Annotated in this window: 12 protein-coding genes; 8 read left to right on the top strand and 4 right to left on the bottom strand. The window is 71.9% G+C overall.

Translation table 11 applies throughout. From position 1 onward, the window contains the following. Nucleotides 1-349 precede the first annotated feature (349 nt). Together OV090_RS37260 and OV090_RS37255 are read left to right on the top strand one after the other, a co-directional pair. Nucleotides 350-1,906, top strand: a complete 1,557-nt coding sequence (locus OV090_RS37260; RefSeq protein WP_267709484.1) for a hypothetical protein — start codon at nt 350-352, stop codon at nt 1,904-1,906. A gap of 455 nt (nt 1,907-2,361) precedes the next feature. After that, the gene (locus OV090_RS37255) at nt 2,362-3,930 is read left to right on the top strand and encodes a proprotein convertase P-domain-containing protein (RefSeq protein WP_267709483.1); all 1,569 of its coding nucleotides are present in this window, start codon (nt 2,362-2,364) and stop codon (nt 3,928-3,930) included. 91 nt (nt 3,931-4,021) lie between these two features. Here the strand turns inward: OV090_RS37255 and OV090_RS37250 are convergent, their stop codons facing one another. Then, entirely contained in the window at nt 4,022-5,080 is a 1,059-nt protein-coding gene (locus OV090_RS37250) for an NAD(P)-dependent alcohol dehydrogenase (protein WP_267709482.1), read from the bottom strand. Between the two features lie 94 nt (nt 5,081-5,174). Here OV090_RS37250 and OV090_RS37245 point away from each other — a divergent pair, with 94 nt between their 5' ends. From OV090_RS37245 to OV090_RS37235, 3 genes are all read left to right on the top strand, one after another. Beyond that, complete coding sequence (locus tag OV090_RS37245; protein WP_267709481.1) at nt 5,175-6,110, top strand: LysR family transcriptional regulator; 936 nt, start codon at nt 5,175-5,177, stop codon at nt 6,108-6,110. A gap of 294 nt (nt 6,111-6,404) precedes the next feature. Further along, nucleotides 6,405-7,706 carry an Hsp70 family protein gene (locus OV090_RS37240; RefSeq protein ID WP_267709480.1) on the top strand — a complete coding sequence of 434 codons (1,302 nt, stop codon included), beginning with the start codon at nt 6,405-6,407 and terminating at the stop codon, nt 7,704-7,706. Nucleotides 7,707-7,882: 176 nt separating this feature from the next. Next, nucleotides 7,883-9,310 (top strand): serine hydrolase domain-containing protein, encoded by a 1,428-nt coding sequence (locus tag OV090_RS37235; protein ID WP_267709479.1) that lies wholly within the window; start codon nt 7,883-7,885, stop codon nt 9,308-9,310. Nucleotides 9,311-9,418: 108 nt separating this feature from the next. Here OV090_RS37235 and OV090_RS37230 read toward each other — a convergent pair whose 3' ends face one another. Both OV090_RS37230 and OV090_RS37225 read right to left on the bottom strand, forming a co-directional pair. Beyond that, nucleotides 9,419-10,951: a hypothetical protein gene (locus tag OV090_RS37230; protein ID WP_267709478.1), complete on the bottom strand. Its 1,533-nt coding sequence runs from the start codon at nt 10,949-10,951 to the stop codon at nt 9,419-9,421. A 274-nt stretch (nt 10,952-11,225) separates the two neighbouring features. After that, a complete protein-coding gene (locus tag OV090_RS37225; protein WP_267709477.1) occupies nt 11,226-11,813 on the bottom strand; it encodes a hypothetical protein in 588 nt (195 codons plus the stop codon). A 211-nt stretch (nt 11,814-12,024) separates the two neighbouring features. Here OV090_RS37225 and OV090_RS37220 point away from each other — a divergent pair, with 211 nt between their 5' ends. The 3 genes from OV090_RS37220 (at nt 12,025) to OV090_RS37210 (ending at nt 15,410) form a co-directional block, all read left to right on the top strand. Continuing rightward, entirely contained in the window at nt 12,025-12,858 is an 834-nt protein-coding gene (locus OV090_RS37220; RefSeq protein ID WP_267709476.1) for an alpha/beta hydrolase, read from the top strand. A 59-nt stretch (nt 12,859-12,917) separates the two neighbouring features. Then, on the top strand, nt 12,918-13,379 hold the full coding sequence (locus OV090_RS37215; RefSeq protein WP_267709475.1) for a hypothetical protein: 462 nt from the start codon (nt 12,918-12,920) through the stop codon (nt 13,377-13,379). A 288-nt stretch (nt 13,380-13,667) separates the two neighbouring features. Next, nucleotides 13,668-15,410 (top strand): hypothetical protein, encoded by a 1,743-nt coding sequence (locus OV090_RS37210; RefSeq protein ID WP_267709474.1) that lies wholly within the window; start codon nt 13,668-13,670, stop codon nt 15,408-15,410. Nucleotides 15,411-15,615: 205 nt separating this feature from the next. Here OV090_RS37210 and OV090_RS37205 read toward each other — a convergent pair whose 3' ends face one another. Next, nucleotides 15,616-16,149 (bottom strand): hypothetical protein, encoded by a 534-nt coding sequence (locus OV090_RS37205; RefSeq protein WP_267709473.1) that lies wholly within the window; start codon nt 16,147-16,149, stop codon nt 15,616-15,618. Nucleotides 16,150-16,426: the final 277 nt, after the last annotated feature.

The raw sequence follows: 16,426 nt of genomic DNA, 5'->3' as shown, positions 1-16,426 counted from the left end.
GGTCCCGGGAGGGATGACAGGCGCCCGGCTCCGATGTCGCGGCGGTCGAGCGAGAAATTCGGCGGCGCTCGTCCGCGCGTCGCAAAGGCATGCATGCTCGGCCGCAGGCTCTGGATTCGTCGTGGTCGGCGATCGCGGTCGGGGCGAGGATTGCAGTGACAGGGCGAGGGGCCGGCCGAGCCGGGGCGCGTCACGAAAATCGACGTGCGCGGCGTGCTCGGTGGCGACGACGTGGGCGTCCGCGGTGTTGACGGGGTCCGGCGGTTCGCGCGAAAACCGGGGGAGCGTGATCGTCCCCGAGGCTTCCCTGACATCGCTCAAATTTCGGCGGCTGCGGGCAGTCAGTCGCTTGCTGGGGCTCGATATCGTGGTCGACGGCGACGAGCTGGTGCTGACTCCCGCGACGGCGGAGCGCTCGCCATCCTGGTCTTCGGGACAGGTGAAGAGGTCGGAGACGTTCAACGTGCGCGCCGGGGCGCCGGAGCCGGGCGGCCTGTTCTGCCCAGCGATCTTCGGCGACGAGCCGGGCCGCACGGGTCACGTCGAGCTGGCAGCGCCGGTGGTGCCGCGGCCGGCTCGCCCGCTGCTCGCGGCGCTGCTGGGGGCGTCGGAGACGGAGCTCGCGGAGCTGGCGATCTCCGGGCCGGGCGAGCTGGTCGCGCGAGTGGAGCGCGCCGAGGCCGAGGGCCGCACGATCCAGGGCTGGCGACCGCGACAGCTGGTGTGGTGGTCGGTGCCGGTGATCGCCCCGCTGCTGCGGGCCCGCTCGCCGGAGGAGGTGCTGCAGCGCGAGGAGGACGGCGGCTTCTCCTCGCTCACGCTCCACGAGCCGTACCGCCGGATCGTGAACCGGGCGGGCCGACTGCGCAAGTTGTACGAGATCGGGGCGCCGCAGGTGATGATCGATCACGAGCTGCAGAGCCTGAGCGCGACGATCGATCAGCTGCTCGACAACCTCGATCACGCGGAGCCGTACGCGTACGAGGGCGGGACGCCGCTGATGGACGCGGTCAGCCTGTTCTCCGCGGCCCTGAGCCCCGAGCTCGTGGCGCTGAGCGAGCGCTACGTGGGCGGATGGCTCGCGCGCGCGGCCCGGATCGCTAGCGAAGAGGTGTACGCGGGGCGCCGCCTGGCCGCGCTGTGGCAGCTGGCCGGCGAGCGCCCGCGCGAGCCGCTGGGGCCCGAGCTGCTGCGATGGTCGACGGAGGCGCCGGCGGACGAGCCGGGCGGGCTGCGCTCGCGCTACGAGGCGGCGCTGAACGACACGAGCGACGGGGCGTTGGCGGTGGCGCTCGCGCTGGTCGGCGACGTCGGGATCGCCGAGCCGGCCAGCGCGCTGCACGTCGACGCGCTGCTGCTGCTGGTCCGGCGGGCGCTCGAGGACGCGGAGATCGATCAAGCCCTGGTGGCGGCCCGGGCCGCGGAGGCGCTCGCGGAGGCGCTCGGCGATCGATCGCGCGGTCTGTCGGCCACGCGCCATAGAGGCGCTGCGCTGCTGCGTGCGGGGCGGGTCCAGGAGGCGCTCGCGGCGCTCGAACCGGCGCTGAGCGTGCGCGGGCCGCTGTTCGGCGGGAGGGGCTCGTTCCGCGAGGCGTGGCCGGAGAAGGGACGGGCCGCGGCGCTCGCCGAGGCGGCGATGGTGGCCGGCTGGGCCGCCGCGACCACGCCGGAGTGGGTGCGCGCGCTCGGTGGGCTCGCCGAGCGCGCGACCGAAGACGACGCGCCGGCGGTGCTGTGGGCGCGCTTCGAGGCGGCGCTCGCCGGCATGATCGAAGCGTCGCCCGAGCCGGCCGACGATCTCGAGGTCGTGCTCGAGCAGGCGCGTGAGCGCGGATTGTCGCGGACCGCCGCTGCAGCGGCGCAGGCGCTCGCCGCCTCGACCCGCGACGCGGAGGCGGAGGACTGAGGCGTGCGCTGCCGGTGCGAGGCGAACGGGCGGCTCACGAGCCCGTCGCTCCCGGCCGCGACGGGCGAGCGTGTCGCAGCGCAGCAGGGGCGCGGCACCATTCAGCAGACGCGCTCGTGAGGCGGCGCGGCATTCCCTCCGAGCCGGGCGCAGAGCCGTACGCTCCGATAGGGGGAACCACGCGGCACGGATACGCCGCCATGGGCGGGTGCGATGCGGTCGGTCGCGTCCACGGCCACTTGGTTCGGCACTGTGCCGGCACAGGGCCGGCACGGACCGCGGCCGGGTCGTAGCGAACCATTGCTTCGAGCGCGTCGGAGCGGGGCTTCGCGCCGCGTGGCGTTGGCACGCCGCGTGCTAGGGAGGAGCTCGGAAGGACGAGATTTATTATGAAGAATCGCATTCATCTCTCTCGCATCATCCCCATCACGAGCGTCGCGTTGGCGCTACCTCTCATGGCCTTTGCCGGCTGCGACCCAGGGGAAGAGCTCGCGGAGGAGGCGCTGGCCGAGCCCGGGGCGGGCCAGGACGCCGACGTGTTCCTCTGCGACGCCGCTCCCCCCGCCGACGGCGAGGCGGCGGCGGACCAACTCGCCGCCCCGGAGCCGGAGCCCCTGCAGGGCCTTACCACCCTCGGCCCCATCGATCCGGACCCCGATCTGCCTCCGCCTCAATACGGCACTGCGGTCAAACGCTACTACCAGGAGGCGCCGCTGCGCTTCATCAGGCTCTGCGACGACGACGGCACCAAATGCTCCGTTCTCACTCGGGGCAACGCGCAGAGCGCCGTCGACTGGGCCAACGCGCTGCACTACCGCAGCGACAGCGCGCTGCGCTTCCACATCGACGGGGAGAGCGACTTCATCGGTCACCGCGACAACAGCGGCCTGAACAACCATTGTACGCCGGTGCCGGGCTTCGCGAGCGAGGGCGCCGGCGCGGACCCGACGACGCTGTGTCCGGAATCCTACGACCACCGGACTGCGAACACGACCGCGGCGCTAAACAGAGCGGACGGCGCGGTGACCGTGTTCTCCCGCAACGGGACCGGGGGCGTCCGATGGAACTCTGCGACGTCGATGTGGGAGACCTATTCGATCACGCTGAGCTCGTCCTCGTGTAGCGGCTCCGTCGTCAACATGATCAGTAACTTCGGCGCCGGCACCTTGCTCGCGCACGAGCTCGGCCACTACTTCTGCGCGCCGCACACCTTCAATGAGGCCGGGACATTCGCCGCCGTCCAGAGCCAGATCAAGAGCCTCGTGAACTCGACCCCCCTCGAGCCGGAGGATGGCGCCGAGATCCTCGAGGCGCTGTACGACCCCGACGCCTCCCTCGTCCCGCTCACCGGCGACTACGCGTACCTGGCGAGCTTCCCGATCGACGATACACCGCCCGACCCGGGCCCCAAGCTGTTCGCGGCCATCCACGGCAACGCCTGCACCCTCAGCGAGGACAGCATCTCCGTGCCTGTCGCGTTCCCCTCACCCCATGACACGATTGTCAGCTACGAGTTCACGCCCGACCGTCGCAACGTGATGAGCTACTTCCACAATTGCTTCGGCGATTACCACGACTTGACCCCGCAGCAGATCGCGCGGGTGATGGCCACCACCACCGGTCACCGCGCCGCGGTGGTCAGCCAGGTCGAGGTCGACGGCTGGGAGAACTCGACCGACGTCACGATCCCGACCCGCGGCGGCCTCGGCCTCGGCCCGCTGGAATGGGTGTCGAGCAAGATCACCACGCTCGGGGCCGGCACCGCGAGCCGCGTGCGGGTCCACGTCGACATCAAGCACGACACCGGCGGTCTGCACATTCACCTCGTCGCCCCCGACGGCGTCGAATACACGCTGCAGAACCCGGCGGACAACGCCGGCAAGATCAGCGGCGACGTCAAGACGATCTTCTTCCGCTCCAACCTGCCGCGCCAGGGAGTGTGGGAGCTCAAGGTCGCCTCGAACTTCACGCACCTCGACGAGGCCGACCGCCGGATCGACGACTGGCGCATCGAGTTCGAGTGAACGCGGCCCGGGCCGCGGCCGAGTCCGTCGTGGACGGCTCGGCTCGCGGCCCATCCGAGCCGGTCTGTCGCTCGCTCGCGTCGCTCGCGGGTCACGCCGCCGGCTGCGCGAGGCTGGCGATGTCGATGACGAAGCGGTAGCGCACGTCGCCCGCCAGCAGGCGCTCGTAGGCGTGGTTGATCTGCTGGATCGGGATGATCTCGATGTCGCTGACGATGCCGTGCGCGGCGCAGTAGTCGAGCATCTCCTGCGTCTCGGCGATGCCGCCGATGCCCGAGCCGGCCAGGCGTTTGTTGCCCCAAATCAGGCCGATCGCGCTCACCGGCGTCGGCTCCGGCGGGACGCCGACGAGCACCATCGAGCCGCCGACGCGCAGGGTGCCGAGGTACTTGTTGTAGTCGTGCGGCGCCGAGACGGTGTCGATGATGAGGTCGAAGCGGCCGGCGAGCTTGGTGAAGGTCGACTCGTCCTTGGTGACCGCGAAGGCGTGGGCGCCGAGCCGCCGCGCGTCGGCCTCCTTCGCGGGCGAGGTGCTGAGCAGCGTGACCTCGGCGCCCATCGACGCTGCGAGCTTGACCGCCATGTGGCCGAGGCCGCCGAGGCCGACGACCGCGACACGGTCGCCCTGCTTGCAGCCGTACTGCCGCAGCGGGGAGTAGGTGGTGATGCCGGCGCACAGGAGCGGGGCGGCGCCGGCGGGGTCGAGGCCGGCGGGGATCTTGAGGGCGAAGTGCTCGGGGACGACGATCCGCGTCGAGTAGCCGCCGTAGGTCGGGGTCTTGCGGTCCATCTCGGTGCTGTTGTAGGTCTGCGCCGAGCCCTTCTCGCAGAACTGCTCGAGGTCGCGGCGGCACACCTCGCACTCGCGGCACGAGTCGACGATGCAGCCGACGCCGGCGAGGTCGCCGACGGCGAGCTTGGTGACCTTGGCGCCGACGCGGCTGACGCGGCCGACGATCTCGTGGCCGGGGACCATCGGGAAGATGGCGCCGCCCCACTCGTCGCGCGCCTGGTGCAGGTCGGAGTGGCAGACGCCGCAGTAGAGGATGTCGATGAGCACGTCGCGCGGGCCGGGCTCGCGGCGCTCGATGGTGTAGGGGGCGAGCGCGGCGCTGGCGTGGGCGGCCGCGTAGGCGGAGGTCTTCAGCATGGGTCGTTGCTCTCCTCGGGCCGGTGAGAGTAGGCGCGGGGTGGGGTGGAGGGAACGCGTAGAATGCGAACACGCCATGTAGTAAATCTTCACAATGGCCTTCACGCCCCTGAACGCCCTGAACGCCTTCCTCGCGGTGGCGCGGCACAAGAGCTTCGCGGCCGCGGCGACGGAGCTTACGATCTCGCCGTCGGCGCTGAGCCAGTCGGTGCGCCAGCTCGAGGAGCGGCTCGGGGTGGCGCTGCTGTCGCGGACCACGCGGAGCGTGGCGCTGACGGAGGCGGGGCGGCGGCTGTTCGAGCAGGCGGGGCCGGGGGTCGCGCAGGCGCTCGAGGCGCTCAAGTCGGCGTCGGCGCAGGCGGACGAGGTCACGGGTCGGGTGCGCCTCACGGTGCCCTCGATCGCGGTGCCGTTCGTGATCACGCCGGTGCTGCCGCGGTTCGTCGCCAGTCACCCGAAGGTCGAGGTGGAGGTGCAGGTCGAGAACCTCCGCCGCGACATCGTCGCCGAGGGCTTCGACGCCGGGGTCCGGCTCGAGGAGTTCATCGAGCGCGACATGGTCCAGGTCCGGCTGACGCAGCCGTCGCGCTTCGTCGTCGCCGGGGCGCCGGCCTACCTCAAACGGCGCGGCGCCCCCGAGAGCCCGAAGGATCTGCTGGCCCACGAGTGCATCACCTACCGCTCGTCGACCACGCGGGCGCTCTACGCCTGGGAGCTCGAGCGCGGCAAGAAGAGCTGGCGGATCCCCGTGCAGGGCTGCGTCACCACCAACGACGAGCGCGTGATGTTCGCGATGGCCGAGGCCGGGCTGGGACTCGTCTACGCGTTCGAGCCGACGATCCAGCCGCAGCTCCGGCGCGGCAGCCTGCGCCTGGTGCTCGAGCCGTTCGCCGCGGCGGTGCCCGGGCTGTTCTTGTACTTCCCGAGCCGCGCGCAGGTGTCACCGGCGCTGCGGGCCTTCATCGACACTGCGCGCGAGGTGACGACCGCGCTGCGCACCAAGGAAAGCGAGGGCGGCGCGCCGCGGTGAGGTTCACGCGAGGAGGCCGCGCGGACCATCGACGCGAGCAACTACCTGAAGAAGCTCGACGCGCTGGAGAAAGAGATCTCGGCGAGCGAGTGACTCGCGCGTCGCGCTCTGCAGATCCGCCGTCGCGACCGCGAGCGCGTCGTCGGGTGGCCGGCGATCGAGGCCGCATACGAGGCCCGAAGCGCCCGGGCGAAGCGTGCGGCGCCAGGAGCGCGCCGGCGAATCCGACGCCGCGAGTTCACCCGCGAGCACGCCCACGGGCCGGCGGTTCGCGGTACAAACCCGCCCCTCACGATGCCTGCCAGCGCCCCCAGAGTCGGGATCGATTTCGGCACCTCGAGCTCGGCGCTCGCGCTCGTCGACGCCGAGGGCCGCGTCCGCTTCGCGCAGCTGCCGACGCTCGGGACGCTCGCGCCGAGCTGGCGCACGCTGCTGTTCTTCGAGCCCGACGAGCAGGAGGTCCAGCAGCCGATCCTGTACACGGCCGGCGGCGAGGGGATCGAGGCCTACCTCGAGTGCATGGGCGAGGGCCGGCTGCTGCAGTCGTTCAAGACCCACCTGACCACCGAGTCGATGGGGCGCACGCAGGTGGCCCACCACGCGATCGGGCTCGACGACATGATCGCGCTGTTCCTGCAGCGGCTGCGCGAGCGCGCCGAGCAGCACCTCGGGGTCGCGCTCGAGTCGGCGACGATCGGGCGGCCGGTGCACTTCGCCGGCGGGACCACGCCCGAGGCCGACGCGCTGGCGGCGGAGCGCCTGCTGGCCGCGGCGCGCCGGGCCGGCTTCCGCGACGCGCGCCTCGAGTTCGAGCCCGTGGCGGCCGCGCATCACTACGAGCGCACGCTGACGCGGCCGGAGCTGGCGCTGGTCGCCGACTTCGGCGCGGGCACCACCGACTTCTGTCTGATGCGCATGGGCCCGACGGGCCGCGGCAACGACCGCGCTCGCGACATCGTCGCCACCGGCGGTGTCGGTGCGGCCGGCGACGACCTCGACGCGGCGCTGATCGAGCACCTCGTGTGCCCGGCGCTCGGCAAGGGCGACACGTACCTCGAGATGGGGAAGGAGCGGTCGATCCCCAACTCGTATTATTACAAGCTGGCGCGCTGGCATCACCTGCCGTTCCTCGCCGGCACCCGCGTGCGCGCCGAGCTCGAGCGCCTGCGCCGCGGCGCGCGGCACCCCGAGCGGATCGCCAAGCTGATGCACATCATCGAGACGAACGGCGCCTTCCACCTGCACAAGGCGGTCGAGCGCACCAAGGTCGAGCTGTCGAAGAGCAAGCAGGCGAAGTTCGACTTCAGCGACGGCGAGATCGACATCCACGCGGCAGTGACCCGCCGCGACTTCGAGCGCTGGATCGCCCCGATCACGGAATCGATCGCGGCCTGCCTCGACGACACTCTGGCCCGCGCCGGGGTGACCCCGGCCGAGGTCGACTGCGTGTTCATGACCGGCGGCACCGCGTTCGTGCCGGTCATCCGCGCGCTGTTCGAAACCCGCTTCGGCGCAGACAAGCTGCGCAGCGGCGACGAGCTGATGTCGATCGCGTCGGGCCTGGCCCTGCGCGCGGCGGCTCCCGACCCGGGCTGAGCGCCGCGAGTCGCGGTCGCGTCCTCCGAGGATGCGAGATTGACCATGCGACGTATGTCGCGAGCCGCAACCTCCGGAGGATCCTCAGCGGGGTCTCCGGAGAACCTCGGCGAGGCCGCGGCGCGCCGCATTTTCGTGGTCGGCGCGCTCCACCGGGTTAGGATGACGCCCACCTCGTGAAGCGACGCGACATTCTCGTCTCCGTGGGCAAGGGCGCAGGCTGGCTGGTCGCCGGGGCCTCGCTCGGCGCATGTCGAACCACTCGCCCCGAGCCGACGAGTCCAGCGACGAAAGAACCGCCGCCGGTGCTCGAGGTGTGGCTGGAGCGCTGGCTGGCCGCGTTCAACGATCCCGACCTGCGCATTTATAAAAAATTCGTCGAGGCGCACGCGCCGACGGTGCGGCCGTACGTCGACGACGACCTGGGGGTCCGCGAGGTCACCGGAGGTTTTGAAATGTTCCGCTCGCAGGTGACGGGCCCGCAGGAGATCACCGCGTGGGTGAAGGACCGCGCGTGGGATCGGCGCTCGAAGGTGGTGTTGACCGCGGCCGGCCCGGACAAACTGGACGACATCGCCTTCGCCGGCGCTCCCGCGGAGGAGACGTTTTTGCGGCTCGACGAGGCCGCGGCGCTCGCCGCGGCAGAGGCGAAGCTCGGCGAGGAGGCGCGGGCCGGTCGCTTCAACGGGGCGGTGCTGGTCGCGCGCGGCGAGCAGGTGCTGCTCCGCGTCGGCCACGGCTCGGCGGACGATTCCCGGGCGGTCCCGGTGACGCCGTCGACGCGGTTCTGCATCGGCTCGATGGGCAAGATGTTCACCGCGGTGGCGATCTTGCAATTGGTGGAGCAGGGGCGGTTGGACCTGGCGGACGCCCTGGCGAAGCACCTGCCCGACTATGCGAACAGGAGCCTGGCCGAGCGCGTGACCGTGGAGATGCTGCTGACGCACACGGGCGGCACCGGCGATATCTTCGGGCCGCAGTACGACGCCAACGCCGACGCGCTGAAGACCCCGGCCGAGCTGGTGCGCTTCTACGGGGCGCGTGAGCCGGTGTTCGAGCCGGGGTCGCGGTGGGGCTACAGCAACTACGGGTTCGTGCTGCTGGGGGCGATCCTCGAGCGCGTGACGGGCAAGCCCTACGACGTGGTGGTGCAGGAGCGGATCTTCGGGCCCGCGGGGATGCAGGCGACGTCGCCGAGCTTCGCCTCGGCGCGCGCGACCGCGATTGCGTACACCGGAGCGGGGGCGACCGGTCGCAAGGCGCTGCCGCCCTACGCGGGGCTGCCGGCTGGCGGCGGTTATTCGACGGTCGAGGACCTGCACGCGTTCGTCGTGGCTCTGCGCCGCGGCGCGCTGCTCGGGGCCTCGACCCTCGCGGCGATGACGACGCCGAGAGTGGTGGCGGGGACATCCCACTGGGGCCTCGGCGTGGCGGTGCGGAGCCGCAACGGCGCGACTTTCCATGGGCATGGCGGCGGCGCGCCCGGGGTCAACGGCGAGCTGGCGATTTATAATAATTACGCGACGGTGGTGCTGTGCAACCGCGGTCACCCGGCCGCCGTCAACGCGGCCGAATTCATCGGTGTACGTTTGCCCGCGGGGTGAGCCTCCCGGCGATCGCGCGATACTCTTTTTTTACAGAAGAGAAGACGAAGGCGATGAGATGCCGCGCCGCGGGGGCGGCCGTCAACGCGGTCGAGTTTCTCGTCGACTTCAGCTCGCGCGCGGCGGGGACCAGACCAGTGAGAGGCCGTCCTGCAGGGAGAGGGCGACGGCGAGGTCGCCGGTGGGGCCGGCCGCGTAGCCGCACGGGTGCTCGTTCGGGCCGAGCGGCAGGCTCGTGGCGCCGAGTTGCAGCACGCCGGCGGCGTCGACGAGGGCGAGGTTGCGGACGGCGCCGTCGGCGGTGAACACCAGGGCGCCGCGGCACCACGGGCCGCTCTCGGACATGAAGTTCAGCTCGACCAGCCAGGCCGGCGTCTCGAAGCCGACCTGCGTGACCGTCGGGTAATTGCCCGGGCGGTAGTCGGCGGCAGTGAACGCCGCGGGGAGAGTGAACAGGTCGACTGCGGTCCGGTCGGGCCGGACGAGGCGCAGGCGGCGGTCCGCGGCGACGACCCAGCCGCTGTTCGCGAACGGCTGGACGAGGCCTTCGAGGCCGTGGGCGAGGGTGGCGGCCGGCTCGAGCTCGAGGGTCTTGCCGGCGCGCAGGTGCATGTGGTGCTCCTCGGTGGTGCCGTGGAGCAGGCGCAGCACGTCTCCGGCGCCGCTGCGATCGACCGCGGCGCCGCGCAGGTCGAGGCCCTCGGGCAGGCGGACGCGGGTCTTCTTGCCGGTCGTCAGCTGGACGCCGATCAGGGTGGCCTTGCCATCGTGGACGATGGCGCGCAAGAACCAATCGTCGCACACGCCGAGGGTCCATTCGGAGTTCCACAGGCCGCGGCGAGCGGCGTGCCACAGGTCGCGGTGGCCGACGCGCTCCTGCTCGCCGCTGGCGTTCTCGTAGTGGTCGATGCGGACGAGGCCGGCGGCCGTCGTGTACAGGCTGGCATTCACGGCCCCGGTGCGCGCGCCGACGTCGGTCGCGCGCAGGGCCTCGCGGGTGGTCATCGGGGTCACGGTGACCTTGCCGGACGGATCGATGCACGCCCAGACGTCGTGGTCGGGCAGGCGCACGAAGAGGTGCATGCGGCCGTCGAGGTCGCGGGCGAGCGGGTCGCCGTAGCTCGGGCGGGCGTAAGGGACCACGGGCCGCAGCACCAGCGCGGTCGCGGGCGGAGCGGCGGCGGCGACGGGGGCCGGCGCGGGTGCAGTCGCGGGCACGACTCGTCGGGCGCCTGCCCGCGGCTTCTTCACCGGCGCGTGCTCGGGCAGCGGCTGGTCGGCGTAGCGACCGATTGGGCCGAGCAGTGAGAGGTGCAGGCGCTGGCCGCCGCGTGTGCCGTAGACCCGCAGCGAGAGGTCGAGCTCGTCGCCCTTGACGCGGCACCACTCGACGATGTCGATGTGGCGGGCGTGCGCTTCGAGCACGCTGCTCACGAGGGTCGCGACGTCGGCGGCGCCGGGGCGGCCGGCTATGAGGTCGGCCTCGAGGCGCTGGAGGAAGGCCTTGCCGCCGGAGAGGATGACGGGCTTGCCGCCCTTCACGTCTTGCACGCCGTTGACCAGACGGACCCTGCTGCCCCACGGGGCGCACTGCGAGGCGAAGGTGCGAGGGTAGTCCGGGAGGTCGGTCCAGTCGGTCACCGCCGAGACGCTCGCACATGGGAACGGGGGGCGTCCACTGCCGTGGGGGCGGGGGCCGGCGGCAGCTGCCAGCGGCGGGGCCACGACACCAGTAACAGCCGCGATCCCTGCCAGATCAGCCACCGTATTTCAACGAACGACTGGACTGGAGCCATGATGCCTCGTGAGCCCCAGGCGCCTGCGACCATGGTGGACGCCGGTGTCGCTCCATCCATGAATGTCTGAAGAGACAGATCGAGTTCTTGCAAAAACTCATGTCCTGAAGGACATGTTGTCACTGCGCTCCGACGTCGGCGAAGCGCGCCAAGACATCCTCGACCACTGCTTCGATCTCGGCGATGCCTCGTACCTGCGCGCGCATCGACACCTGATCGCCGGTGATGCGGAGGTCCCACGCCGGTGGCCAGGCGTGGAGGAGCGCGCGCAGCGGGGCGGAGACTCGCGCGTGAGCGGCGAGCGGGCGGACCACGAAGCCTCGTCCTCCCGGTTGGTGCACGTCGGTCGGCGCCTGCGGGACGCCGTCGCGGTCGAACGGGGGCGGCGCGACGAGGTCGTCCGGCGCCAGCCCGCACGCGCGCGTGAGCTCGAGGCTGCACCAGTCGCTCCACGGGGCGCAGCCGACAGTCAGAGTCAGCGCCCCGTCGCGGGTGAGGCGGCGCAGCGTCGGCGGATCGTCGGCGCGCGGCGGCGTCGCGGTCCAGCCGCGCCGCGTCAGCTCGCGGACGAGCGCGTCGAGCCGCGCGAGCAGCCGTGGATCGCGGAACGCTCGCAGCATTCGCTGCGGCGACCGGCGCGTCCCCAGGTGCGCCGCGAGCAGGAGCGCGGCGGCGAGCAGGGAGCACCCGATCACGAGGACCGGCACGGGCGCGGTTCTAGCACGCAAGGTCGCGGGCGCTCGCCGTCTCGGCTCGCGGGAGCAGGCGTCGCGCGAGAGTGGGCGCAGCGCGAAGGCGAGGCCGGTTCCGAGTCGGGTCGGGCGCTGGCTCGCGCGCGGGGCTCCGCGACGGGCATGCGCCGCGAATTGCTCGAGCTCGCGGGCGCGGTCGGTCGCGCGATGGTAAAAGGCCCGCACGATGGCGTCCGTGCCCGCGGCTCTGGTGGTGGTGCTGCTCGCCGGCGGGCTCGCGTATACCGCGAGCTGCACGCTGCAGGAGCGACTGATCTTTCCCCGGCGATACGCCAACCAGCACGCGCTCGAGCGGCCGCCGGTCGGCGTCACGCAGCTGTGGAGCCGCGCTCCCGACGGGCCGCAGGTCGAGGCGTGGTTCATCCCGGCGAGGGGGGCGAGCGCCGACGAGCCGGGGCCGGCGGTGGTGTTCTTTCACGGCAACGGCGAGCTCATCGATCATCAGCTGTCGCTGGCGGCGCCGTACGTGGCGCGCGGGGTGTCGGTGCTGCTGCCGGAGTACCGCGGGTACGGGCGTTCGGAGGGGACGCCGTCGCAGGCGGCGATCGTCGGCGACATGGTGCGGTTCTACGATGATTTGGCGGCGCGGCCCGAGATCGACCCTGCTCGCATCGTGTTTCACGGGCGCTCGCTCGGCGGCGGGGTGGCCTCGGCGCTCGCGGCCGTCCGCCCGCCTGCCGCGTTGATCCTCGAGTCGACGTTCACCAGCCTGGCCGCGCTGGCGCGCTCGCAGGGGCTGCCGGAGGCGCTGTGCCGTCACCCGTTCCGCACCGATCGAGTGCTGCCCGGTCTGCAGCGGCCGGTGCTGATCCTCCACGGCAGCGAGGACGAGGTGATTCCGGTGGCGCACGGCCGCGGTCTGCACGCGAGCGCGCCGGGGTCGACGTACGTGGAGCTGCCGGGTCGTCACAACGACTTCCCGCGCGACCGCGCCGCCTACGACGCGGCCCTGGTGGCGTTCTTGCGCGCTGCGGGGCTGCTGTCCGCGGCTCGCTCGTGAGCCTCGCCGGCTGCGCGCGGGTAGAGCGGGGGCGCGGGCGGAGCGTACAAGGCGATCGCATGCGCCTCCGCGTCCTCGCGCCCTGTCACGAGAATTGGGACACGATGGAACCGACGGAGGTCGGGCGGCGCTGCCAGGCCTGCAGCCGTGAGGTGATCGATCTGTCGGGCCTCACCGAGCGGCAGGCCAGGCGCCTGCTGGCGGGGCGGCGATCGTGCGTCCGCATGCGCGTGGGCGACGACGGCCTCCCGCTGTTCCGGCGCGAACCGCCGCGCCTCGGTCCTGCGGCGGCGGCGATGGCCCTGGTCGCCTGCGCTCCGCACACGCCCGAGGCGCAGCGGCTCGCGCCTGCGATCGAGGGGGAGCGGGAGCCGGCGCCGATCGAGCGGCCGGCGCCGGTGATTCCGGAGGCGGCGTCGCGCGTGGCGTCAGCGCCCGAACCGTGCCCGCCGAAGCCGCTCGAGGGGCCGAAGAAGCCGACGAAGGGGGAGCGGGTGATCATGGGCGACCCGTGGGAATGAAGGGGGTCGTGCGAGCGATGAGGCGCGGGCGCATGTCCGGGCGGCTCGTCGGGGCGAGGCGTGACGGCGAGGCGCACCGCGAGGCGCTCGCGGGGCTGAGACAGGGGCGAAGTGGGACGGCGGGCTCGCCCGGCGCCTGCGCAGGTGCCCGAATCGGGAAGAGGGCGAAAACGCGCGCGGGGCGAACCGTGAGGAACGTTGCCCTGGCGGCGGTGCGGGGCCGGCCGCGGGCCCGCGAGGTTCGAGGTGCGCGCGGCCGGGGCATCGTGAATACTGCCGTACCCCGCCATGAGACGCTCCGGCTGTCTTCTCGCAGTCCTGCACCTCCTAGCAGTCGGGTGTTCGCGGAGCGGCCTGCGCGACGCCGGCGATCTGACCGCGTCGCAGCTCGAGGCGGCCGGGCAGTCGCGGTGTAGCGTGGTGAAGGACCCGGACAAGCCGCTCATCGTCGAGTGGTCGGGCATGGACGCGGCCGAGCTCGAGGCCAGGCTGCTGCGCGGCGTGGTCGCGGTGCGCTACGAGGATTGTGAGATGGAGGTGCTGCGCGGCTGTACTGCGCCCGGGCAATACTCGTATGCGCAGACCACGACCGGCTCGCAGAGCATTCACATCGGCTCGCTCGACGAACTTTTAATAAACATTCCGCTCGGGCTGGCGCAGCTCGGCGGGCGGGTCGAGCGCGGCGAGGCGCTCGAGCTCGACATGGTGGTGGTCGGCCGCTACGAGGCGCCGCGACCGGCGTACACGGCGGCGGAGCTGAGCGGCGGGCCCGAGTGCGCCCGCGCGACGCACGTGGTCACGGGCGTGAGCCTGGGTGCGTTTCGTCTGTCGTCGGTCGAGGACAGCGCGCGCAACGGCGGCGGCGCCGGGTTCTCGGGGTCGTCGGAGGACACGATCGAGGTGCTCAAGGAGTCGCCGCCGAACATGCTCGAGGCGTGCGCCCAGGTGGCGGCGGCCGACGATCCGCGCCGCAATGTCTGTACCGCGCCGATCCGCCTCGAGGTGGCGCCGATCTCGGCCCACGCCGAGGCGCTGGCGGGGTCGCAGCAATTCCTCCGGCCGCCCGACCTCGACAAGCGCGAGGTGCAATCGACGGACCTGTCGGGCAGCCTGGCGGCCCATCAAGCCTACGACGTCGCGGTCAAGGTGCAGGCCGACCGGCGAGCGACGCCGGAGCGCCACACCGAGGCGTGGTGCGCCCTGGCGGCGATCGAGCAGGACAATCCGTACCTGGCGCAGGCGCGCGAGCTGTGTGACCGCTGGCGCGACCACGCCTCGGCGCTGCGCCAGAGCGAGGCGCGGATGATCCACGATTACGACAACCTGCGGGTGCTGCTCGAGCTGCGCGGGGTGCCGGTCGCGGCCCAGGAGCGCGCGGCGGCCAGCTTCCTGGTGACGCACCAGGGCCTGACGGCGGACGCGTATCCGCGGATCCGCGCGGTCGAACGAGCCAAACGGCGGCTGGGCCGCGGCGACCGCACCAGCCTGCCGTCGTTCTCGACCGCGGCCGCGGGGGAACCACCGCCGGTCGACAGCCAGATCGGCCGGAGCCTCATCGACCGCCGCTCGTATCGCAAGGCGATCAGCGTCGGCTTCCAGCCGCGGTGGATCCCCCAGGGCTACGGGCTCGGCGGGTCGGTGCTCGGTCGCGTCAATTATGTGCACGAGGTCGGCTTCGAGGTGGCCTATGCGCAATACGCCGGCTACGGTCCGCGCTGGCGCTACATCTTGGCGATGGCCCGCTACGAGCGGGTCTACCGCCCGCACAAGGTGTTCCGCCCGTACATCGGGGCGTCGTTCGGGGCGCTGATCCCGATCGGGCCGATGACGTGCGCCCAGGTGCTGCAGCCGTGCGCGGCGCCGGCCGGCGTGATGACGGTGAACGGCGGGGCGCGAGTGTCGTTGACGCCGTGGCTGTCTTTGGTGGCCCAGGGCTTCGCAGGGGCGATGACGGCCAGGCCGTTCTTCGTCGGCGGGGTGTCGGGCGGGATCGAGTTCACGATCCCGACCGGTCGCGACTGGCCGCAATGAGGCCCGAGGCGCGATAGGCCGGGGATGATGCGCGTGACTGTGAGTCGGCGACGATGAATCGGCCGTGGGCAGCTCCGCGGCGGGCGAGGCGCCGTGACCGACGACCAGGGGCATCTGGCCCCTGATCGCGCGACGGCTGGCTCGGGAGCGCGAACCGTCGCGCAGGCGCGACGGTTCGCCGGTCATCGAATCGGCGCCGGTGTGCTCACCCGCAGATCACGGCCCCGTCGTCGGTGCCGCCGGGGAAGGTGCAGTCGACCTCCAGCACGACGGTGCCCACGGGCTGCTCCACGGTGAGCACGGCGCTGGTGAAGCTGACGTCCAGGATGTCCTCGCGCCATTTCGAATTGGGGCAGTCGGGGGCGCCCGGGACCGGAGTATCGGGCGCCGCGGTGCTGACATTGAAGGACACGTTGCCGTTCTTGATCTCCGACGCGGGGATCGGCTGGAGGCCGGTCAGGACGACCTCGGCGGGGTTCTGGCCCGGCGGCTGGGTGGTGCCCGACGGGTTGGTGCAGGTCGCTGTCGCGTCCCCGGTGGCCACCAGCCGGATCAAGATGTCCTCGTTGCCGAGCCCCGCGAGGGCCCCGCTGGCCCGCAGCGCCAGGCCGGTGTCACGAAAGCTCGGCCCGGCGTTCGGGCCGCCCTTGAAGTGCACGCTGGCCGCCAGGGCCACCGAGGTCGCCAGCATGCCGGTGAGCGAAAGGGTGGAGGCGAGCGCAATGATCTTGTTCCGCATGTCATGTACCATCACGCTGAACACTGTGTCCGAGGTTCGCGGCGGCTCCGGGTGATCCGGCCGGCAGTTCGATGCCAGTCACCGGCGACGCTCCGTCGATTGGAAGCCCAGGCGGTGTGTTCTACGAGCGGGTGCGGTGGGGAACGGACGCGGCGGTGAGCATTCGGATCGTGCCGGGGCGCCGACTGCCCTACCATGAACCCGTCGACGCCGACGCTGCGCCCGTGTCGTCGTCCCTCCTCCCGCCCGCGAACTCGAGTTCGCGGGTCTTTTCCAA

The sequence above is a fragment of the Nannocystis sp. RBIL2 genome (assembly GCF_026626745.1).
Taxonomy (GTDB): Bacteria; Myxococcota_A; Polyangia; order Nannocystales; family Nannocystaceae; genus Nannocystis.
This window is presented reverse-complemented; position numbering and strand designations above follow the sequence as displayed.